The following is a 23,436-nucleotide window of genomic DNA, read 5'->3' as shown; positions in this document are numbered from 1 at the left end:
TCCAGCACATCAATAAAACTTATCGAGGAGATGCTTTATGAAAGGGTTTTCATTAAAGGTAGCGGTGGTAATTATTTTTGTAACTCTTGTAGCAGTTTCCTTAAGCCTCTCAGTTCAGGTTGCAATGGCGCGGATGAGTCAGGAACCAGTGAAACAAGAACTGTCAATGAGTGGAACTTTAAGCGTTATTGGTTTTCTGGAACCATGGGAACCTTGGATGGACTCTGAAGTCCGCGTCGAGGCCAGAGATCGCTGCACGGAAAAAGAGATAGTTGAGGCAGTTTATCCTGAAGAAGTTGGCGCATTTACTCTGAAATTCGAACTTACTGCGGAAGTAAAAGAGATCTTTCATCCGGGGAATATAGAAATAAGAGCTCTTGACCGCACAGGAAAAGTCCTTGGGAATATTCGTATAGCTCCCTATAAAGATGAAGATTCCATAGCCGTAAAGCTGCGCATCATGCACCCAACAAGCGGACAAGTTTCGAAACCACCCCTTATTACGTCAAGTGACATCATTACTAAGTCGGTCTTGCAACACTTAGCGGAAAAACTCGCAAGGCTCCAGGGTGTCGATGTTCGAAATGCACGCGTCCCTCTCTCGATCATGAAGGTAATCAAGGAAATAAACGAGATCAGTCAATTTTCTGCACGCAGCCTCGCTGGAGACAAAGACGCTGAAGAATCGCTACGCCGGGTATTAAGTGCTTTTCCATTCACTAGCCCAGGCGGTGCTCCGGGGGTGTTAGGCCGGATCGAGGATATGAGTAAAATGGGACTCATCGATGCACTGGGAGAACTGCAACCTGTGAGAGGCTGTGGTCCTATTCTTCAGCGTACCGCCAAGGTTCTCGAAGGTGCCTTTCGTCTAGACTTCAAAGAACGGAATCAAGATGCAAGATGGACAAGACAGGCGCGGGCCTATGTCCGTGATCGAATGCAGGATATCTCTTTTTACAACGACTTGGCAGATCGGGCGTTTCGTGAATTCGAAGGCCCTTTTGGTGTCTTTCCTGGTGACGATGGACTTACAACTTTCATCCTTCCACCTGGACCACCTAAAGGATTCCCTCCCGAACCGGAGCCAGGTCCGGACGATGGATTCGAACCCAGTCCATGCGAGCAGATCAACGACCTGTGCCTGGGCTTGTACGGGGAAGTCCTGGCCGCTCAGCTCCGCGACGAATTTACCGACCTGATCGCCTCGGTCGAGCCAAATTGCCTCTGTAGCAATTATGATCCGAATCAAGTGCTCGTAGCCCGACCGCAGCCTGGACGCTTCTTCCCAATCACAATACCTCCCAAGCCCCAAATACCGCCTACCCTGCCAACCGGGGTCTTGCTGTATTTCGGAGATCAAGTCATCACACCAATCTCTGTTCAACCGACTGAGATCCGTTTCCGCATACCTTCCAAAAAACCTCCGAAACCACAAATACCACCAACAAAGGCGCATACAGGCCCTGTCTATCTAAGAGCGCTCGGCTCCCTTCCATCAGAAGCGAGCCGAAGGCTGGCGGATACCTGCGGCCTTGCTATGCCCGAACTTCCTGCCGAAATTCTCATGGATAGATCTCCCGCCGCAGCGGTTAGCATTATTTACCCACCTGTCATCGATTTCTTCCGGTCATCAGTCCATCGGGCGGAAGCCTGCACGCCCGTCGAGATCAGCTGGCGCGTGCATTTGATAGACCGGCCTGTTGATGCACCGATTCCACCTTGCGGTAGTATTGAGGTAACCATACGGGACGAGCAAGGTAATCAGGTAGCTAAGGGGGGTTCCTCCGGTTCCGTACTGGAAACACGGTCTGATACTACGACCTACACGATAGGAGCTGTAAGCCAAGCAAACCAAGTTCACTGTGGTACCGCTGCACCAGTTTCGCTTACGGTAGAGCGCGTCAAAAAATTGTGGCTGGTACAGTCTCCTACAGGGACAGATCTCAGGGGAGGGACAAGCGGTACATTTACAGTCCGGGTCAGTTGCCCTGCGCCAATGGGGGGCATACCGGTTGAGATCACCTCAAGTATCCCATCAGTGCTACAGGTTCAATCTCCTGTGATAATACAAGAAGGTCAAACCAGTCTTGCAGTGGATTTCAGAACCACTGCAGCGTGCATGCCGGTTGAAGTGACAGCTTCAGCGGCAGACCATATTTTCCAGGGACCCATACGCTACGAAATCTACGATCAACCATCCTTGAGCTGGGCTAGTGGCATTACACCGAACATTCAAGAGCAAGACGCCTACACTTTTAGGGTAATTGGTGGCTGTGTTCCACAGAATAATGTGCAGTGGTTGCTTCAAAAAGTGAACAACGGAAACCAGCAATCTCATCGTATTAGTCAGACAACATCTACGGGACAATATCCTGAAATAACTTTCCAGGTAAGTCTTAGCGAAAGAGATGCAACTGCATATCTAACACCTGGCAACTGGGAACTCTATGCCGTCATTCCGGAACGTGACTTTATTCAGTCGACGGGACTTCCTTTCATTGTCACTGCACGACCGCATTTTGAGATCAATGTTCAGCCAACAGAGCAAACTGTCGAATGGGGTGGGCAAGCCGATTACAGGTTGATGTTGACAGGGCATAATATTCTCAATAAGCTAAACGTAAACCTCTCAACAGATCTTCCTGACGGCAAAGGTGTCAACCATGATTTCGGTCCTCGAGACGTCGAGTTAAACCCAGAACCAGATAATACTGGATACAGCACGCTTACTGTGCGCAATAAGGAAGGTGTAGCTAGTTTAGGAGAGACAGGTTTTAATATTATTGCTTCTGACACCAATTTTACACGTAGCGTTCCGGCTTCCCTCGTTATTAAGCGAAAATATGGTTTGTTCGACCGAGTGACGTTACATCATTATGGCGATAGCAGCCAATCATGTGGCAGCATTACCGCCACGATTGGCGGTGATAGGAATACTCCTACTGTATCGTTTCATATCACTACAGGGAGTATTTCCTCATCACCATCGCCAGTACTCTATTACGCGATTTCCCCCCGATGCCGGGTTGGAATTGTTATCCCGCCATGGAGGAATGACCCCGCGTACGACCCTGCAGTATCTCTTTACAACTTAGGTTTCTCCATGCCCAATGGTCCCCATGGCCTTGGTAATGAAATCAAACTTATCACACAAATGTTTTGGCAGCAGTTCTGGTGTAGCCGAGATGACTCGTTGCTGGTGATCATCGGTCGAACTATCAATGGAACGTCTGCAGATACCCATTTTGCTTATCTTTTCAACACGGTTACTGGCAATGAAATTGATAACGAAACGTTCATGCCTGAAATTATCGAGGGTGTCAATGGTGCTGACCCTGAAAATCCTGATGTTCTGTTGCCACCTCAACCTGACGACGTGGTTACTAAACTCTGCGATATCGAGAGTATCGAACTGACCAAGAACACTAGGAATAATGACGTTGTCAGAGTTAGATATAAGGATGGGCAGTTTGATCTAGAGATGAGATGATTGATAATTGTGAATTACAGAATACAAGAGGGTGCTTGGTGTCGTCTCGATTGTCGCACCACTGAACGATTGTGTAAGAGAAATGTCAGTTGGGTATTCATCTGCACTGTATATCTGATCTTTTACGACACAAGACTGAAAAAGCTATCAGAATGAGGCTTGCTATATTGAGTGTAGCCAGGATCAGGCACGTTCCAAATACACCCAGGAGAGGTAAGAAGATTACCCCCGTCAAAATTGCCCCCAAAAAGGCGCCAATATGGTCGGCGCCGTTCGTAGCCCCTGCAGATATGGCGATGTCCTTATTCTGCTGAATAAATATCTTATTGACCAGTGGGAACTCTAAACCCGTTAATATCCCTGCAATTCCAATAAAAAAAATCAATCCAACCTCGGCTGCTGCTGAATAAAAAGACAGTGCGTGAATTAAAAATGGCAAAAGAAGGGCATAAAAACCAATAACCCCCTCAAATATCATCAGGATGTTAATCCACCAGAATTCGGACACGGACAAACGAGTTTGTCCGTGCCACCCTTTTATTTGGCAATTTTCAGATATCAGCATATTATCTTTTGCTGACAAATGACGTGTGCTACCTTCTATTTTCAGGATAATTCGATTAGCAATATAACCGCCGAGTGCAAGTCCAACCATAAAGACAGCAACGATAACACCCATTCTCTCATAGATATAGCCATAAATATTTTGAAAGGCATAAAGCAGCACAATCTCCAATGCAATACCGGTAAATCCTGTTGTGGCTAGAGCGATGAGGCAGTTGGTTTTGAGTTGCTTTGTGTCGTTAGTTCCTAGTTTGATTTGCCTTAAAATCGTGTAGATTATCCTCCCTGCCAGTGCAATCACAATGGGGATGAGAAACGATTTTAAACCCACGTCCTTTAAACCATGAAATAACCCGTGCAAACGTCCACCGGTAAGGGAATCCCACAATATGAGGTTTAGAAAATAGGTGACGGGTCTTGCATCTGTGTTAACAAGCAGGTCCTTTCTCTGACTCAGTTGCCTTTCGATAAATGCAACCTGTTCTGGCTGAAGCAGGGTATAAAAGAGATACTCATTAAAATATTCTGATTTTATCTGCAATTTTCTATACCGCTCCATGAGTGTTGCTATGTCAGGGGTAATGCCCCCTTCTGCATTGCACGCAAAATAGAAATTGGTCTGACCGGGTGTCACGAGTATATTTTGAAAGGCCTCGTGCAGGGTGCGATAGAGAGAACCTGTATAACTTCCGACCTCCTTTCCAATATAAGTTACTGCAGAACTAACTGAGGCGGCCAAAATCCCGTCTGATTTTAAGATGGCCTGAATTTCTTGAAAAAATTCAAGGGTATAAAAACGGTTGAGAAAGGCCGTTGAGGGATCCGGCGTGTTCACCAGGATAATATCGTAGCGCTTTTTCTTCGATATGTTTTTTACGTAATAACGGCCATCCTGATGAAATACCGTTACCCGCTTATCGGATAGGGCTTGTTTGTCTGAGTGGGATAGATATTTGCCAGCGATTTGCAAGAGGTTTTGGTCCAGTTCCACATAATCCAGTGTTTCGATGGGATACAAAAGCATTTCTGAAATGATTCCACCAAGGCCATTACCAACGAGGAGGACGTCTTTTGGGGATGGATGCTGGGTCATCACGAGATGAGTGATCTGGGCGTATTCATATTCATTAGGGAAGGCAGCGGCATATTGTCCATTGAGATAGACGCTGTATTGTTCGGCTTGCCTGCCTATATCGATATGCTGGTATTTTGAGTCGGCAGAAGTCATCAGTTCAATATGGGGGTTCAAGGTATTCCATCGCATCTTTGTGGATAATACCTCGACCTTATCAGGGATGGGTGAAAACCAAACTATTATCATGAATAATGTCAAACCAATGGGAACAAACCCTAAAACCCTTGCTGTCCTCTTATTTTCTTTTACACCAGAACGAAAAGGTAAAAAAGTTAAAAGAACAAACATACCAACATTCAAAAGCGCTATGATTTTAAATGGATGAAATCTGGAGGCTAGGAAAAATGAGAATACAAGTCCTCCGACGAGGCTTCCCATGGATTCTACTATGTAAACCACGCCAATATCAACAGATGCGTCGCCGGTAACTCCCCGTATAACTTTTGATGAGAACGGGAAGATAAAACCGATGATAAAACTGAAAGGGAGGATTAACCCAATGGAAATAAGAAGCAGGGGTACCAGGGAAATGTACTCGCCTATTCCCACACTCAAAAAACCCCGTACACCACGTACCGAAAAGATTTGTACGGGTAATACAAGACACATAATGAACAAGGTGATTATGAAAACGCTGAAGGCATGTTTCAAGGTATACTCAACCTTTGCGCCCACAATGGCGCCCGTTGCAATACCGAGAAACCATGCCCCAAACACAATACCAAGGCACAATTCATTGCCGTAAAAGATATTCAGAAATTCACGAATTGATATCACCTGTGCAATGGTTGCGTAAGAACCAATCGCTGCAATGCACAGGAACAGCAAGATATGGGATATTCTGTTTTGCATGGTTTTTTTGTTTGAAATGGCTTACCAAAAGGGTAAACTACCCTTCACAGAATTTACTCAATATCATAACATATAATCCAGTTTTGAAGACAAAGATAATTAAGGAAAGGCTTGATACGGCTATCGCAAGCGAATCTTCGCTTGAAAAAGATTGGCTAAAACCGGAGGAGGACGAGGCGTGACAAAATTTATAAAAGGGGATGTCGTTGTTGTTTCCTTTCCCTTCTCTGATTTGACCCAAGCGAAAAGACGACCTGCCTTAGTTATTACAGCATTAGAAGGCGATGACGTAATTCTCTGTCAGATTACCAGCCAAACCATTAAAGACAATTATGCACTTTTACTCGAAGATAAGGACTTTGAGACGGGAAGCCTAAAGCAGCCGAGTAATGTAAGACCCAATCGCATATTTACTATAGACAGTCATATTATCTTATATCAGTTGGCAGTCGTAAAAGAGAAAATCTCACTGAGATTATAGATAAGGTTATCGAAATCATCCGCAAGTGAAAAACGCAACTTCTGATAAAAATCAACATCCAATTAGTGAAGAAATTAAGAAGTCACACATGCGAGACAAGGACTACAGCAATTATTCAGCTTCAGGTTTGATTACAAACAAGTGGGAGGCATGGTCTCAATACGATTGGTTTGCGATACTCACTTTATTCCTCCTTACCCTGGCATATTTCCACAATGTCGTTATTCCCACAGATTATCACGTCCTGAGCGATCAGAATACCGATACCCGCCACCAGTTATTTTACTGGAGATATTTTGGTTTCAATACCCTGGCTAAAGGAACGGTTCCCCTCTGGAATCCATATATCTATGGTGGAACGCCCTTTGTGGGAGGAGTGCAATCGGCCCTATTTTATCCGCTGAATCTGATCTTTCTTGTCTTCCCTATTCATGTAGCTATCAACTATAGCATCATTCTCCATGTATTTTTGTCAGGAGTGTTTACTTACTTATACCTTAGATTTTTAAATCTAAAATCTGCAATCCCAAATCTACAATCAGGCGTCAGGCTTTCCCGATCAAGTTGTATGATCGCGTCCATCATATTTATGTTTTGCGCCCCGCAGATATTCCACGTCTATCCGGGGCACCTCCCCAATCTGTGCACCATGATATGGCTACCACTTATTCTTTTGTTTTCGGAGATGTTTATACGTACCAGGAAATTTTTCTATGCACTTCTGGGTGGGGTTGCAGTTGCTTTTACTATATTGGCGGGTCATCCCCAATATTTTTTTTATACCTCCATTGCTGTAGTAATCTATTTTATTATACGCATTATCCAGGAGTTCAGAGAACACAGGAATTGGAAATATGTCGGGTATCATACAGCGGGCATTTGCATTCTCTACGTTGCAGGTGTTTCACTCGCTGCCATTCAATTATTGCCGGCCTTTGAGATGATTCAACATTCTGCCCGGCAAACGATTTCCTATGAATGGGTATGCCAGTTCTCCTTTGCGCCAGAAAATTTCATCACTTTATTTATCCCTGAATTTTTGGGAGATTCACTCAAAACCCCTTATTGGGGTCGATATTACCTCTGGGAGATGTCGTTGTACGTTGGCATCCTTCCTTTACTATTGAGTGCACTTGCCTCATTCTATGCTAGAAACAAATTCACAAAGACCTTTCTCATTATGGCATTGATCACGATGATCCTTGCACTGGGTAAATTTACCCCGCTCTTTAAAATTCTGTATGCCATTGTCCCAGGATTTAACATGTTTCGGGGTAATTCCAAGTTTATATTTATCGTTGTCTTTTCCCTTTCGGTTCTCTCCGGCATTGGGGCAGAATATTTGCAAAAGGGCATTTTTACGAAAAAAAAGATTTCCACTTTCTTTTATATTACCATTGCCATGGTTGCTGCAATAAGCCTGTTTCTCTTAATCTTCTTTGTGTTCAGGGCAGGATATGGAACATGGCATGGCATTATTCAGAAGATTTGTTCGTGGGGTGATCGGTATACCACACTACCCAACCTGAAAGATACTGGATTTTTGCATGCAACCTTTGCCGTTGCTACAAGAGGTGCCGTAAAACTTATCATCCTTAGCATATTAAGCCTACTTGTTATTGGTTTGTGGATGAATGGCAGGTTAAGAAGTCAGATTTTAATCCCCATTACCTTGGCTTTACTATTCGGCGACCTCTGGTGCTTCGGGAATCAATATATGGTAACATTTGATGCCCGGCAATGTTTTTGGAATAAGGAACTTCTCGATGCCTTAAAAAATGACACCGGACCGTTCCGCATCACGACAGTTGGTCACTTTGAACTCAACCAGGGTATGGCGCATGATATTTCTCATATCGGGGGATATGACGCCAATGTTATTAAAGAATACAGTGAATTCATTAACCTATCAGATGGTAAACCCGTAGAAGAACCGCGCATCGTTATGGAAGTTGCCCAACTTTCAAAGCTGACCAACATGTTTAATTTAAAATATATACTCCTTCCAGCCCATGTGAAGATAGAACACCCAACGATAAAACCAGTCTTTCGTGACGCAAAATACGCCCTCTTTGACAATACACAGGCATTACCGCGCGCCTTCATTGTCCATAGCGCTAAAACCTTGCAGGGGAGAGATGCTATGTTCAAAGAACTCTCTAGCCCTGAATTTGATCCCGTAAAATATATTGTTCTGGAAGAGTCTACCAATATAATAAAGAATGCAGACACAAAAAATTTACCACAAGAGCCTCATCCTGCAATTCTTGAATACTCGCCAAATAGCGTTACCATAAGGGCAACTCTCTTAGAAGAGGGGTATCTTGTCCTTGGAGATACGTTTTACCCCGGATGGAATGCGTACGTTGATGGAAAAAAGAGTAAGGTGCTAAAGACCAATTACATCCTCCGGTCAGTCTTTCTTGAAAAAGGAGAGCACATAGTTAAATTTGTCTACGAGCCTAAATCATTTGCCATTGGTATGATTATTACTCTGATAAGTATAGGAATTTTAGTTCCAGTGTCTGTGTTTTGTAATAGTTCTGTTGATCGCAGAAGATACTGAGCTGCAAGGACAGAAACATGCAGATGCCTTAACGTCGCTACCGAAGGCAGCCTAATTAAAATGTTAAGGAATTTCAATCAAAGGCCATCCACCTTAATCCTCCTCACTGAGGGGGACAATTATCTGTCCCCGCTGGCAGGAGTGAGGGGGGGCCCCACTGTTGTAAAAATTTGTATTTAAAAATGGCCAAAGGCCTAATTCAAAGATACCAGCCGTTTTTCTCTGTGCGCTCTGTGGCTAATTATTCACTTTAATAAAAAATTCGAAGACGTTGAATAACAAAACCCGTATACTATTATTCACACTCATCACGGTATTGCCCCCATTGGCTTACCTGAATTCTCTGGAGAATACCTTTGTCTACGATGACTACGTTACGATAACCAATAACCACTTTATCCGGGAATGGAGGTATCTCTCTGCATTCTTTAACCAGAAATACTTTGTCATCTCCGGCGAACTGACGTACCGCCCCATCGTCACCCTTTCCTATTTTCTTGAGTATGCTCTTTGGCAACTAAAACCGTGGGGCTATCATCTGACAAATATCATCATCCATACCCTGAATGTTTACCTGGTCTATTGTATGGCATATCGGCTCTTTTATAATCGGCAGTCTGCCTTTATTTCCTCCATAATTTTTTCTATACACCCGCTTTTTACAGAGGCCGTAAATGCCGTTAGTTATCGTGAAGACCTCTTATCTGCCACCTTTTTGCTGACAGCCTTTCTCTTCTTTCTTAAATCCAACAGGAATGCGGGTAGAAGAGACTTCATCATTTGCTATGCCTTTTCTTTGTGTGCATATCTCTTTGCCCTGTTATCGAAGGAGATGGCAATTGTCCTTCCCTTCTTGATCCTTGCCTATGACCTCATCCTTCAAAAAGGTATCTCGTTAAACACCCATAATACTCCAGGGTGGCATTACCTCAACCAAAAGACCTCTCTCTTTGCCTCCTTAGCAAGGGATAGAGGAAGTGTTATTGATTACCCCTCTTTGATTCCCCCCTTAGCAAGGGGGACGACGAGGGGGGGTAAAAAACCTTTTCAGGAAAAGAGGTTTTTACAGGGTAACGCTATCATGCGGCTGGTAACACGGTATACAGGCTATCTTGTCGTCAGCGTCTTTTACCTCTATCTGCGATTCTCTCTATTCCATAATCCCGGCGAATCATCAGAGTTTCCCGGGAATAGTATTTTTGCAAATGGCATCATGATGACAAAGGCGCTTGGTTATTATTTCAAGCTCTTGTTTATTCCAATCCCGCTTAACGCAGATTACGTGGTTCCTCTTACCTATTCGCCTGCCGATGCGTCTTTTATTGTGAGCGTTATCGTAGTAATACTTGTTGTTGTTCTGTCAGTAAAACTATGCCTTCTTTCAAGGATCTGGACTTTTTCCATCCTCTGGTTTTTCATAACACTCTTACCGGTAATGAATATTATCCCCATAATCAACATTATGGCAGAGAGGTATCTTTATATCCCAGGCATAGGATTTATCCTGCTATTGGGCTCGATATTTACTCAAAAAACATTTGTAAATAAATGTCTTTTAAACGTTTCAGGCAATATCTTAAACCGGAGGGTATTTTGCATAGCATCAATAACCATCATCTGCCTTTTACTTACATGGGGCACCATGAGCAGAAACAGGATATGGTTCAATGAATTTACCTTCAGCACAGAAACTATACGCCGTTCGCCGGGGAGTTTTCGGATGTATAACGACCTGGGGTACTATTATTATCATCATAATGGTTTTATCGATGCAGCCATTCAGGCATTTAGGGATTCTATTCGGGTAAGATATAATCAACCAAAAGCACATTGCAACCTCGGCGCCGCATATTCGCTGAAAGGTCTTGATAATGAAGCAATTGAAGAGCTAAAGATAGCGACCCGTTTAAGGAATGAATACCCGGAGGCGCATAACAACCTGGGACTTCTTTACAAAAGGAATGGGATGCCGGATAAGGCCGTCAATGAATATATCGAGGCGCTCAAGACGTCCCCGTATTATGCCGATGCACACTGCAACCTGGGGAGTGCATTGATTGATCAGGGGAGGCTCGACGAGGCACTCTCTGAATTAGAAAAGGCCGTAAAAATTCGAAAGAATTTTGTCCTTGCACATTATAACATAGCGGTAGTTTATTATAAAAAAGGGCAAATGAACGAGGCCTATAATAAACTTTTGGAGGCTTGCCAGTTAGATCCATTAAGTGCCGATGTCCACATTAGCCTGGGTGTTTTGTATCTGAACCATTTTCATGACAATAAAAAGGCACTGGAACATATCCAGAAAGCATTACGATTAAACCCCAAACACAGGCAAGCAGAAGAAATGAAGAAGGTCATCAATAAACTGACATCTGCAGAAGGGAAGCCATAGAAGCATTATTTCATCAAAAATAATTCTGTATTCAAACTATATTAATTTTCTAAAACGTGGTAGACCAAAAATTATTATCCATCATTTTATAATTTTCGAACCAGGGAATTTCCTTCTATGCCCAGTATTTATTCCACTATGATAGAAATGCTGCATCATGTCTTTCCCCAACAAGCGAACCCTGGAGGCACTTTGTATGGCGGGTGGATGATGAACTGGATCGTTACGGCCGGGAACCTTGCTGCTTTACGGCTAACCAAAAGACCCTTACTGCTGGCTTCTATCGAGGATTTATTCTTTCTCCAGCCCGTGAGAATCGGTGATGTGGTTACCGTTAAGACAATGGTCGAATATATCGGAAATACTTCACTGGAGGTAGAGGCCGTGGTATTCTGCAGGTCGTTTAACGAAGAAGAAAAACTCTGTACCCGTGCAAGGATGTCTTTCGTTTCCAGCGACGTTCAGGGCAGGCCAATACCCATAGAACAGCGTATCGAACCGGCCGACGATAATGAAAGAAAAATGTATCAGTATGCTAAGGATCTACGGGAAAGAAGGTTTGCACGGATAGCTCAAAGAAAGCAAAGGGTATTAGATACAAGCCTGGAAGATGTTGGGCAGTTAAGTCTTCGGGTTTATCGGCTGGTTTTCCCGGAAGACGCTATCTATGGCAACCTCATGTACGGGGGGAAACTCCTCCTCATACTCGATGAGATTATGGCCATCGTGGCAATGAAATTTGCCAGAGGGACGATCGTGACGGCTTCCCTGGACGCCCTGGATTTTTACCACCCTATTTATGTGGGTAATGTGCTCACCCTGGCAACTTCTCTCAATTGCGCTGGCAGGTCCTCTATGGAAGTTGGTGTCAAAGTCCTTGCCGAAGATCCGATGAACAATGTTATTCACCATACCTGCACTGCTTTTTCTACCTGTGTCAAAGTGGATGGAAATGGCAAGCCGAGCCCCCTTGTGCCATTTACCCCCATTACGGATATTGGGAAAAAACGCTGGACAGAGGCTGAGCAAAGAAAAGAACACCGCATGCAAAGATTGAAGGAGCTACAGTCACAAGGACTAAAAGGGTATCCGATATAATAATATCAGAATTGATCGCATGGTTCCGTTTTGCCCAGGTTGTGTGGTTTTGTTCACTCTTCAATATCGTTTATAACAGGAACGCTCAGAGGAATACCTGTTTTAAAATTATAGAGTGTCCTGACCACAATAGTGATTATTCCTGAGGAGAGGCCCAGAAGTGCCAGGTCTGCTATAATGAGCGTGATATTGCCTTGCGGAATAAACCGGGTGACGAGTAGGATTACCAGCATGGCCACGGTAGTAATGATCATGAATACGGCTGGAATGGCAGTAAACCAGACGCTCCTTTTTTGGTAAAGCAGCCAGAAGGACACGATGATTAAGGTCAAAGCGGCCAGAAGCTGGTTGGTTGTCCCAAATATCGACCAGATATTGTTTACCGTATTATGGTATGCTAGCCCAAACATCAGTCCCGCTGCCAGGCTTGAATTAACCCAATAGTGGTTCAAAATCTTTGGGGGATTTTTAAAGATAACCCGCCAGAGTTCCTCAAAGAGATAACGATTCAATCTTACGGCTGTATCAAGTGAAGTGACGATAAACCCTTCCAGAAGCAACATGCCAAAGAGAATACCAAAAGATATCGGTAACCCCAATCCGGAATGCAGGGTGCGACCAAAGGCCAAGGCAAAGGCCAATATGGGATTGCTTTGAAACTTCGAGTCCGCTGCCGGTAAAACTAACTGTTTGTATTGGTGCATATCAATGCCCACAATGACCGTACTGATAACACACACGGCAAGGAAAGACTCCAGCAACATACCGTAATATCCTATCTTGTGGACTGCTGTTTCTGATTTGACCTGCTTAGAGGTCGTTCCGCCGGCACAGAGGGCATGGAAGCCGGAGATAGCGCCACACGCAATCGTGATGAAGAGTCCTGGCCAGAGAAAACCAACGTGGGAGATACCTTCCCGGATATTATTGACGGGAAAGCGCTCCTCAGCGCCTCTGATACCCGATGCAAAGATACCGATGAAAAGCAACCCCAGTCCGATGTAAAGCAAGTGGACATTGATAAAATCCCTTGACTGAAGAAATAACCAGACCGGGACACCCGCTGCGACAATAGTATAAAGGGAAATCAGAATCATCCAGAGTAACGGATTCAAAGAAACCGGCACAAAAAAACCTACGATAACTGATACAACACAGATGAGGATTGCGAAGGCCGAGCACTTTGCAACAGAAACATGCCTCTTGATATAAAGATACCCGATAAGTGGGGCAAAGAGGGTGATGATGATGACAGACATAGAGGCGATTCCCCCAACGATGACCTTGCTTCCCCCGTCATCTGCCCAGCGAAAAAAGATTTGATCCTTGTTCAGTCCAATCTGTGCACTGTCGATTACGGATGTCAGGGCAGTTGCCGATGTGTTCAGGAAGGTGGCATTAACAAGAATCAGCATTACGATGGTAAATGAGATAACCATGATAAATCCGGCAGTGCCCAGGGATTTTCTGGCAACTTCTGCAATGGATTTGCCACCCTCCCTCACACTGACAAACAGGGCGGAAAAGTCATGCACCGCCCCAAAGAATATTCCGCCAATCAGGATCCACAGCCAGGCAGGTCCCCATCCATAGATCATGGCCATAACCGGACCAATAATGGGGCCGGCGCCGGCAATGGCTGCAAAGTGGTGTGCAAACACGACCGGTGTTGCTGTGGGGACGTAGTCGCGTCCGTCGTTTATTTCAACCGCGGGCGTAATCCGTTTCGAATCGATCCCCATTTTCCTGGATATGAATCGGGTATAGAAACGGCCTGCCAGTAGGAAGCAAGCAACGGAAATGGATAGGATGATAATTGGGTTCATTTGATAAAAGATATCTTTCGTAAATTATGCTGAACAAACGAGAACTTGGAAACTATCAATAGGAAGATTATGGGCTGCAGGCAATGTAGGTAAACAGGGCTGGCCCCATGGAGAGCACGTCTTCATCCAATAAGAATCGGGAACTGTGTAATGGTTGACTAGCGCCCTTTTCCAGGTTTCCTGATCCCAGAAAAACATAGGCCCCTTTTATTTTTTCCAGGTAATAGGAAAAATCCTCTCCGCCCATTTTGGGATCTATGTGCTCGACTGATTTGCTGCCGAACAGTTCGATAATTTTGTTTTGTATAAAATCTGCCTGTGGTCGTGGATTGTAGAGTGGGGGGTGACCCTTGAAATATTCGAATTGGTATGTGGCATTATTCAGTGAAGTAATTCCCCTAACGGTCTCCTCCAGGAGTATTGGCATTTTATATCTTAATTCCTTTGCAAGGGTTCTTACTGTACCAATGATTTTGACTTTATCCGGGATGACGTTAAAGGTTGTGCCGCCCGAAATTTGGCACAGAGAAACCACGCAGGGAGACAGAGGATTTACCTTTCGTGAGATTATAGTCTGAATTGCCAATATCACCTCGGCAGCGGTAACGATGGGGTCTACACACAGATGGGGGGTGGAGGCATGCCCGCCTTTCCCTATAAGGGTAATGGCAATGCGGTCTGTTGCCGCCATCGTGGCTCCGTCCCGTACCCCAAAGGTACCGGAGGGGATATTCGGTTCGATATGCAATCCATAGATTTCATCTACGCCGTGTAAGACACCCTGTTCTACCATGACTTTTGCACCACCCGGATGTTGTTCTTCGCAGGGTTGAAAGATAAATTTTACCTGTCGTTTGAGCTTGTCCTTCAACTGCACCATAAGTCGTGCGGCTCCCAGGAGCATTGCCATGTTGGCATCATGACCGCAGGCGTGGGATATTCCCTCATTTTGAGATTTAAATTCAAGGTTGTTTTCCTCCAGTATGGGCAATGCATCCATATCAGCCCGGAAGGCAACGGTACTCGATGCTCCGTCAACATACAGGGAACCAACAACGCCCGTTTTTGCAATATCAGTTTGTACATGAAGCCCCAGTCGTTTCAATTCCTCAGCAATAACACCGGAGGTGCGAATTTCAGTAAAACCTGTTTCAGGATGTTTGTGGAAATCTCTCCGCATCCTGATAACATAGTCGTGCGCCTCTTTGGCATGGGCCAGTATTTCTTGTGTAAGCGGTTTCGTTTGCATGGTTTATTTTAGAGCGTTTATTATGCTTTCTCAACTATAGTAAACGACTTAAATTAAGCCTTACGGCAACTAAACATTCCCCTCCCTTTGATGGGAGGGGAGTGTGATCACTCTTCTCTTCCCCCCACCTGGCCTCCCCATCAAGGGGGAGGAACACTTGGTTTGAAATTCCTTGTAAACGCAAGTTAACACGGACAAACAAGTTTGTCCGTGCCACCCTGCAGAGACGGTAAAGGTATACTGTCACGTGCCTCTACTCCTAATCCGTTTCCCGCTGGTAATGTTAGTTTTCCCTTATCAACTATTACCCCAATGTAAGGGTCATTTATAACAAGCAGATTTCCGTCAAGATCGATATAGTCAACCAATGACATCAGGTGGGCAGCCGCTGTGATCGATACCGAACTTTCGATATTGCAGCCGATCATTATCTTAAGATTAAGCGCCCGGGCTGTGTAAATCATCCGGATGGCCTCACGAATTCCACCACATTTCATCAGTTTGATATTGATCCCGTCCGCTGCATCTGAAAATGCAGGTATGTCTTTTGAATCTTTTACATCTTCGTCAACAAAGATAGGGATTTTTGTGTGGCGTCTGACCTTCTTCAGCGGTTCAATGCTGCCGACCGGAAATGGCTGTTCTACGAGTTCAACTCCAAGCTCTTCCATGAGGTTCAGCTTCTGTATTGCCTCGTCTGGTGTCCAGCCTGTATTGGCATCAACTCGGAAAATGGCCTTTGTGATTTTGCGTAGTTCTTTCAATACCTTAATGTCATCCTGAAACCCCATCTTTATTTTGAGTATAGGAAAATCCTTTGCCTCCTCCACCTTTTTGCACATCTTTTCCATGGTGTCAATTCCGATGGTGAATGATGTCTCCTTTCCTTCATGCCTACGTAAGCCTAAAAACTTATAGAGTGGTATTTTCAGTTTTTTGCCAATCATATCATGAAGGGCAATGTCAATTGCCGCGCGTGCGGCTGCATCAGGGGGAAATTTGTTTTTGAGATAGAGGGTAATGTCTTCTATCTGGAAGGGGTCGGCGTCTTTGAGCAAGTCGAGAGACTGAACAAGTGTCCTCATAACGCTCATTACATCTTCTCCAAAAAAGCGGGTGGGCGCAGCTTCTCCGTATCCGATAATTCCGTCTTCGTCTTTTAACAGGGCTACAACATTGTTTTGAACAGTACGGGTTTCTCTGGCAATCTGGAAGATGTGCTTCAGTTTCAAATCCAAGGGATGATAAGAGAGATTCATGGTAAGAGCGGACGGATGCCATCGATAAATTTGTTCACGCCAAACTTAATGGGATCTGTGGCGGGGAGTTTCGTTTCTTTCTCTACCTTTTGTATCTCCTGTAAGGCGTCATGATCAGTCATGCCAAAGCAGTTGAGTGAGATACCAATTACCTTACAGGGATGCACGGGCTGTGCCAGTTTCTCATAGAGGTCAATAAGATAGGGAAGTGGTAAAATAGGAAAATTAGCGAAATGACGGAGTGTCTTCCGGGTTGGCTGATGGCATAGAATAAGACCCTGCGGGGCGGCGCCATGCAAGAGTCCAAGGGTAACGCCTGAATATGCCGGATGTACAATGGTGCCCTGTCCCTCGATGCTTAAGAGATGGTAATGAGAGCGGTCGATTACGAGTTTCTCTGCCGCACCGGAGATAAAATCAGAAATGACATGATCCACGGCGATTCCACTGCCATCGATCATAATTCCAGTCTGTCCTGTGGCGACAAAGCAGGCGTTAAAACCCCGTTTCTTCGCGGCATTTGCGATTTCAATAGAAGTCACCATCTTGCCTATATTACAGTCCGAGCCCACCGTAAGGATACGTAATGTCTTTGTCTCTTTTGCCTTTCCCGAGCCAAGAGGAATATCTTCAGGGGGCTTACGGACGTCCCAGATTTCCCGCTGGTGGTCGTGTGCCAGTTTACAAAATTCAGGGTCGTCGTCTAGATGACAATGGAGGCCGCTGATTATGTGAAGCTTGTTTATTAAGGCATCCGTAATATGCTTACGCCATTCGGCTGGCAGCATGCCACCCGGAGGCGCAATGCCGATAAGGAGCGCTGTGGGTTTCAGATGTAATGTCTCCGCAATAGTACTGACAATAGGAATTCCTTTTCCAATGCCGATAATTGATTCGATATCTTTCCCGGCATTCACCCGGTCTATGAGCGCAACCACGTCTTCCTTACGATAGCGGATAACGCTGACGGCAGTTTTTGCACTAAAGACGTCAAGTCTTCCTTCGGTTAAAATAACGAGTCTGCGGTTAGTCATAGAATACACAAAAGAGGCTATTTCCTTCTCTTTCCTTTAGTAATTTTGGCATGTCGTTTTCGCTGTTTTACCGGGGTGACGATGGGCCGTAGTTTACTTATGTGTGTTGCATACTCCTTAGCATTCAATAATTCATTGAGGATATGAGTTTCAGTTGTTACGAACTTTATTAACCAACCGTGTTTGTAAGGGTCATTGTTCAGAGTGATTAGATTTTCGTAAAGGCGTTCATTTACTGCTATAACCTCGCCAGCCATGGGTGATGTGATATCAATCAGCTTTTCGAATGACTCTATTTCTCCAAAAGAGATGCCGGACAGTATTTCGTCTCCTACCTTTGGGAGGTCCAGGAACAAGAGGTCCTCAAGCTCGTCAAGAATAAATTTTGTAAGGCCAACGGTGATTGATTTATTATCGCAGAAAAACCATTCATGAGTTGGCGTATATTTCAAATGTTCAGGAATCATAACATAATACCTCACAACAAATTATAACTTGATAATACCTGAAAATCGTAACATAGAACCGAACCATTGTCAAGCATAATCGATTTTTCAGGTAGTTTTGGCTTTATGGCAGGTAGTAAAAAAATATAGACTTTTCATTTATAAAAGAATCTTTTATACTGTTTTTTACGAATATTTAGTTATCTGCTGTCCGCTAGAAGTTTGGAATGAGAAACTTTCAAAATCTTAATTTGCCAAGAAATTTTGAATTAGAATGGATTTTGTTTCAAATACGGGTGTATATTGTCTCATCATTAAACTGACTCAAAGGCGCCATATAAAGATCGGGTGTCTGGGCGCCTTTCATTTTTCAGCAGGTTTTTACGTCTATGTCGGGAGTGCTCAGAGCAACCTGGAACGCCGGATTGAAAGGCACTTGCGGCAAAAAAAGAAGATACACTGGCATATTGATTATTTGCTCCGTTACGGGCAGCTCGTTTCTGTCTATACCTATGCAGGCGAAAAAGATAAAGAGTGCATACTGAGTCACAAAATCGGAAATATAAAAAATGCTGTAGTTCCCGCGAAAGGATTTGGTTCATCTGACTGCCCATGCACTTCACATCTGTATTTTTTCCCGGATGATCCGGATTCTGAGATATCCGCGCTTAAGATCAAAATGAAATTATCAAAATGCACATTGCAAAATCAGCTGAGGCCGTTTTTCGTATGATTACCGAAACACCCATGATGCGTCAATATAACGAGATAAAAAAGCAGCATAAAGACGCCTTGCTTTTTTTTCGTATGGGGGATTTTTATGAATTATTCTTTGAGGACGCAAAGCTTGCCTCAAAGGTATTGGGGATTACCCTTACCGCTCGTTCCAAAGGCGAAAGTGCAGTGCCTATGGCAGGCGTGCCGCACCATGCTGCCGAATCGTATATCCGAAGATTGATCAAGGCAGGACAAAAGGTCGCTATCTGCGATCAATTGCAGGACCCTGATGAGGCTAAGGGGATTGTTGATCGTGGCGTCACCAGGATTATAACCCCCGGAACCGTTACCGAGGATACCTTGCTCGAGGATAAAAGCAATAACTACTTAATGGCGGTATTGGAGGCAAAGGACATGATGGGATTGTCGTGGGTCGATTTATCAACAGGCCGGTTTGAGGTCGAAGATGTTCAGAAGGAAAGACTCTTTGATGAATTTGCAAGACTGAACCCATCGGAATTGTTGTTGCCTGAAGAGACCGCAAAGAATAACACCTCCTTTATGGAGAGAATTCATGCAGAATGTGATGTAATGATTACCTTCAGACCCGATTGGGAATTTGCAGGAGACACTGCTTACCGGATCCTGGTAGAACACTTTGGAACGACATCCCTGGAGGGGTTTGGTTGTGAAGATGTCGGGCCGGCGCTGGGGGCAGCAGGCGCCGTTATCCAGTATCTGAAAGAGACGCAAAGGACATCGCTCAAACATATAATGAGGGTTCAAAAATATCGACTGGATAACAGGGTGCTCATGGATAAGGCCACGCAGCAGAGTCTGGAGCTTGCACAGACAATAAGGACCCGTGATCGGGAGGGCTCGTTGCTGGGCGTGATAGACCAGACAAAGACACCGATGGGCGCCCGGTTGCTCAGGGAATGGGTTATTAGTCCGCTGCGGGTATCTGCCGATATCAAATATCGGCAGCTTGGTGTGAAGGAATTATTTGAAAATTCAGCATTAAGGCGGGAACTCCGTGATATTTTAGGCAATATCTACGATATTGAACGAATTTCGACCAAGGTAAGTTGTGGTCGTGCCAATGCCCGTGATCTTATTGGTTTAAAGCAATCTCTTTCAAAACTACCTGCACTGAAAGAAAAATTAGGATTCTGTATCACGGATATTTTAGCATCCTTAGAACAACAACTAGACGTCCTTGAGGAAGTGCGAATCTTGATTGGCGCCTCGATCGTACCCGATCCTCCTCCCACGATTAAAGAAGGGGGGCTTATCAGGGAGGGTTATGATGCATCTCTTGATGAATTGAGGTACGTGAGTAAGAATGGAAAGAGCTGGATTGCCAATTTTCAGGCAGAAGAAATTGCACGGAGTGGAATTAATTCCCTCAAAGTAGGCTATAACAAGGTGTTTGGATATTATATCGAGGTCACCAACGTCCACAAGGATAATATTCCGCAGTCCTATATCCGAAAGCAGACCCTCAAGAATGCAGAACGTTTTATTACACCAGAACTCAAGGATTACGAGACAAAGGTGCTGACGGCCGATGAGCGTGCAAGGGATTTGGAATACGATCTCTTTATCCAGATCCGTGAAAAGGTCAGTGTCTACACGGCGCGGCTCCAACGGACATCCGAGGCAATTGCAGTGCTCGACGTGTTGGCAACCCTTGCGAATCTTGCAGCGGAAAATCGATATATCATGCCGGAGATTACGGACGATTTGGAATTAAAAATAATTGATGGGCGTCATCCCGTTCTGGATCGAAGGCTTGGGGGTGAAAGCTTCGTTCCCAATGATATTCATTTAGATGGAGCTCAGGATAAAATTATGGTAATTACCGGGCCAAACATGGCCGGGAAAAGTACGTATATCCGTCAGGTGGCGCTCCTCGTGCTTATGGGACAGATGGGAAGTTTTATCCCTGCAAAAGAAGCGGTTATTGGAACGGTAGACAGGATCTTCACACGGGTGGGAGCATCGGACGAACTTTCACGGGGACAAAGCACTTTTATGGTAGAGATGAATGAGACGGCGAATATCCTCAATAACGCCACGGAACGCAGCCTGATTATATTAGACGAGATTGGACGAGGCACGAGCACCTTTGACGGCATTAGCATTGCATGGGCGATTACAGAATATATCTACCAGCATATCCGTGCCCGAACGCTTTTTGCCACCCACTATCATGAACTCACTGAATTAGCCTTACTCTTTCCGGGAATCAGGAATTTTAATATCGCTGTCAGGGAATGGGGAGACGAGATTGTTTTTTTGAGAAAAATTGTGGACGGCGGAACAGATAAAAGCTACGGGATACACGTTGCGCGTCTTGCAGGAATCCCGAAGGAAGTTATCCAGCGGGCACGTATTATTCTCAATAATCTTGAAACTGCGACACTGGATGTAAACGGTAAACCAAAATTTGCGCCGCTGAAAACAGAGCAAGAGAAAAAACAGCCGAAACAGTTAAAACTCTTTACATCAAAACAGGACATGGTAACCGAAGAGATTAAGAAACTCGATATATCCAGGATGTCACCCCTCGAAGCACTTAACAAGCTTGATGAATTAAAGAAGAGATTAGAGGGTGAATAAGGATGCGCAATCGAAACGCCCCTTTTTATTGTAAAAAATCAGAGATGCTTCTTTATCCTCTCTAAGGTAAGCCGGGAGAGCGATTCGTTTCCAAATACTCCGACACGGATTTTTACGTTCGTCAATCTTGCCGATACGCTTTCGAGGTTAATCTCAATCTTTGTATCTTCTGACCCATGCGCAATCAGTTTTGCCGAAAGGTTGTTTTTTTCCTCGTTTGTCACGATAAATCCCAAATCTTTCATGGCTCTGTGTGCTGCCTGCCAAACACTGCCAATCGATGCTTCTTCTGTTGATTTCAGCTCTCCCTTTAAATAAGCGACCGTCCCGGCCCCGGCACCACCACCTACGAGCAGGGTAGCAACACATCCGTAGTTCGAGAACAACGTGATTCCAAGCAACGCGATATACAGCAAATTCTTCGGCATCATAAAGCAAAGTCCTTTCTTCATGCAAAGATCCATAGTGAACTCCGGAAGAAAGTCGTCGTTGCGAGCACATTTGCCTGCACAGTGTAAACTCCGCATGGTAATCCCGGAATTCGGAATTGCCTCGGGCTATTGCCCCCGCAATGACTGTGCATGTATATATATTCAATTCGTTCACTACAGTTGTGATTTACAGCTACGAAAAACAGAGAAACCATCAGTATGAATACACTATAACGCCAATACGTCCGACAAATCAAGGTCGTATTTTTCTTAATGAATCGGTATACGTTTGTTATTTCCCGATTTTGTACGCCGGGATATTACTCACATATTTTATTTGCCATTGACTTTGGTTTTTAAAATGTTTAGCATATTTTGAAATGCAAAGAAACATGTAATACTATATGGGAGTTTTTATTTTGGTAGACAAAAAAAAGATTATAGAATCCATCCGCTTATTTCTCGAAGGCATCGGTGACGACCCTAATCGTGAAGGGCTTGTAGAAACCCCGGAAAGGGTTGCCGATATGTGTGAAGAGATTTTTGCGGGTATCGGACAAGATTCGCACAAGGAAATCAAGGTGTTAAAATCTGAAAAGTATGATGAAATTGTACTCTTAAAGGATATTCCCTTTTATTCAATCTGCGAGCATCACCTCCTCCCTTTCAGCGGGGTCGCACATGTAGCCTATATTCCCCAAGGAAACCGGGTGACCGGGATTAGTAAACTTGCAAGGGTTGTTGAAATAGAGGCAAAGCGTCTGCAGGTACAGGAAAGACTCACCACAGATATTGCAGAATCAATCATGAAGGCATTACGCCCCAAAGGAGTACTTGCTATCATTGAGGCCGAACATCTCTGTATGACGATGCGGGGTATTAAAAAGCCGGGCACAAGGGTAAAAACCTCTGTAGTGCGTGGTATCTTTCGTGACAACCCTGCTACCCGTGCAGAGGCTTTGGCGTTAATCAAAGGATACTGATCCGGATACGAACTTGTTAGCCCGGGGACATATCTGCCAGCAGAAACAGTAGCAAGAGGCTGATCAAAAAGATATTTACTGTTAAAATCCATAATTTTTAACCAGTTCTCTGTGTGTTGTGCACTCTGGTTACCTATTTACCATACGGAATTTTTACCTGGATGATTACGAAATATAAAAGATTTTTTTTAACCTTTTCCGTTGCCTTATCCTCTTTTTTATACTACCAGAATATTTCTTTGGGCAGCGAGAATACATCTAAGGTACAAATACCTCCCGCAGCAC

Annotated in this window: 15 protein-coding genes; 8 read left to right on the top strand and 7 right to left on the bottom strand. The window is 44.4% G+C overall.

Annotated elements, in window-relative coordinates; genetic code table 11:
* Positions 1-37 precede the first annotated feature (37 nt).
* Positions 38-3,490 (top strand): hypothetical protein, encoded by a 3,453-nt coding sequence (locus BROSI_RS20205; protein ID WP_052563536.1) that lies wholly within the window; start codon positions 38-40, stop codon positions 3,488-3,490.
* Positions 3,491-3,587: 97 nt separating this feature from the next.
* Here the strand turns inward: BROSI_RS20205 and BROSI_RS09665 are convergent, their stop codons facing one another.
* The gene (locus BROSI_RS09665; RefSeq protein ID WP_082059145.1) at positions 3,588-6,041 is read right to left on the bottom strand and encodes a spermine/spermidine synthase domain-containing protein; all 2,454 of its coding nucleotides are present in this window, start codon (positions 6,039-6,041) and stop codon (positions 3,588-3,590) included.
* Between the two features lie 178 nt (positions 6,042-6,219).
* On the opposite strand from BROSI_RS09665, the gene BROSI_RS09655 reads away from it, so the two are divergent.
* From BROSI_RS09655 to BROSI_RS09640, 4 genes are all read left to right on the top strand, one after another.
* Positions 6,220-6,522: a type II toxin-antitoxin system PemK/MazF family toxin gene (locus BROSI_RS09655; protein ID WP_052563534.1), complete on the top strand. Its 303-nt coding sequence runs from the start codon at positions 6,220-6,222 to the stop codon at positions 6,520-6,522.
* Between the two features lie 88 nt (positions 6,523-6,610).
* Complete coding sequence (locus tag BROSI_RS09650; protein ID WP_052563533.1) at positions 6,611-9,088, top strand: YfhO family protein; 2,478 nt, start codon at positions 6,611-6,613, stop codon at positions 9,086-9,088.
* Positions 9,089-9,359: 271 nt separating this feature from the next.
* Positions 9,360-11,483, top strand: coding sequence for a tetratricopeptide repeat protein (locus tag BROSI_RS09645; protein ID WP_157842468.1), 2,124 nt, complete (start codon positions 9,360-9,362; stop codon positions 11,481-11,483).
* 117 nt (positions 11,484-11,600) lie between these two features.
* Positions 11,601-12,581, top strand: coding sequence for an acyl-CoA thioesterase (locus tag BROSI_RS09640; RefSeq protein WP_052563531.1), 981 nt, complete (start codon positions 11,601-11,603; stop codon positions 12,579-12,581).
* 53 nt (positions 12,582-12,634) lie between these two features.
* On the opposite strand, the gene BROSI_RS09635 is transcribed toward BROSI_RS09640, so the two are convergent.
* The 5 genes from BROSI_RS09635 to BROSI_RS09615 form a co-directional block, all read right to left on the bottom strand.
* Positions 12,635-14,407 carry a carbon starvation CstA family protein gene (locus BROSI_RS09635; RefSeq protein WP_082059144.1) on the bottom strand — a complete coding sequence of 591 codons (1,773 nt, stop codon included), beginning with the start codon at positions 14,405-14,407 and terminating at the stop codon, positions 12,635-12,637.
* A gap of 67 nt (positions 14,408-14,474) precedes the next feature.
* A complete protein-coding gene (locus BROSI_RS09630) occupies positions 14,475-15,656 on the bottom strand; it encodes a M20 metallopeptidase family protein (protein WP_052563529.1) in 1,182 nt (393 codons plus the stop codon).
* 185 nt (positions 15,657-15,841) lie between these two features.
* On the bottom strand, positions 15,842-16,888 hold the full coding sequence (locus BROSI_RS09625; RefSeq protein ID WP_052565760.1) for a dipeptide epimerase: 1,047 nt from the start codon (positions 16,886-16,888) through the stop codon (positions 15,842-15,844).
* 23 nt (positions 16,889-16,911) lie between these two features.
* Positions 16,912-17,949, bottom strand: coding sequence for an N-acetyltransferase DgcN family protein (locus BROSI_RS09620; RefSeq protein WP_052563528.1), 1,038 nt, complete (start codon positions 17,947-17,949; stop codon positions 16,912-16,914).
* Positions 17,950-17,966: 17 nt separating this feature from the next.
* On the bottom strand, positions 17,967-18,416 hold the full coding sequence (locus BROSI_RS09615; protein ID WP_052563527.1) for a glycine cleavage system protein H: 450 nt from the start codon (positions 18,414-18,416) through the stop codon (positions 17,967-17,969).
* 253 nt (positions 18,417-18,669) lie between these two features.
* Between BROSI_RS09615 and BROSI_RS09610 the strand changes: the two genes are divergently transcribed.
* Entirely contained in the window at positions 18,670-19,128 is a 459-nt protein-coding gene (locus tag BROSI_RS09610; protein ID WP_082059143.1) for a GIY-YIG nuclease family protein, read from the top strand.
* Positions 19,089-21,737 (top strand): DNA mismatch repair protein MutS, encoded by a 2,649-nt coding sequence (gene mutS / locus BROSI_RS09605; RefSeq protein WP_230400671.1) that lies wholly within the window; start codon positions 19,089-19,091, stop codon positions 21,735-21,737. The genes BROSI_RS09610 and mutS overlap by 40 nt, the downstream gene beginning before the upstream one ends.
* Positions 21,738-21,775: 38 nt before the next feature.
* Here the strand turns inward: mutS and BROSI_RS09600 are convergent, their stop codons facing one another.
* Positions 21,776-22,189, bottom strand: a complete 414-nt coding sequence (locus BROSI_RS09600) for a DUF3568 family protein (RefSeq protein ID WP_157842467.1) — start codon at positions 22,187-22,189, stop codon at positions 21,776-21,778.
* Between the two features lie 398 nt (positions 22,190-22,587).
* On the opposite strand from BROSI_RS09600, the gene folE reads away from it, so the two are divergent.
* Positions 22,588-23,151 carry a GTP cyclohydrolase I FolE gene (gene folE / locus BROSI_RS09595; protein WP_230400670.1) on the top strand — a complete coding sequence of 188 codons (564 nt, stop codon included), beginning with the start codon at positions 22,588-22,590 and terminating at the stop codon, positions 23,149-23,151.
* Positions 23,152-23,436: the final 285 nt, after the last annotated feature.

Origin of the sequence: Candidatus Brocadia sinica JPN1 (assembly GCF_000949635.1) — a bacterium.
In the GTDB taxonomy this organism is placed as follows: domain Bacteria; phylum Planctomycetota; class Brocadiia; order Brocadiales; family Brocadiaceae; genus Brocadia; species Brocadia sinica.
The sequence above is the reverse complement of the archived record's forward strand: the minus strand, read 5'-3'. Positions and strand labels throughout refer to the sequence as shown.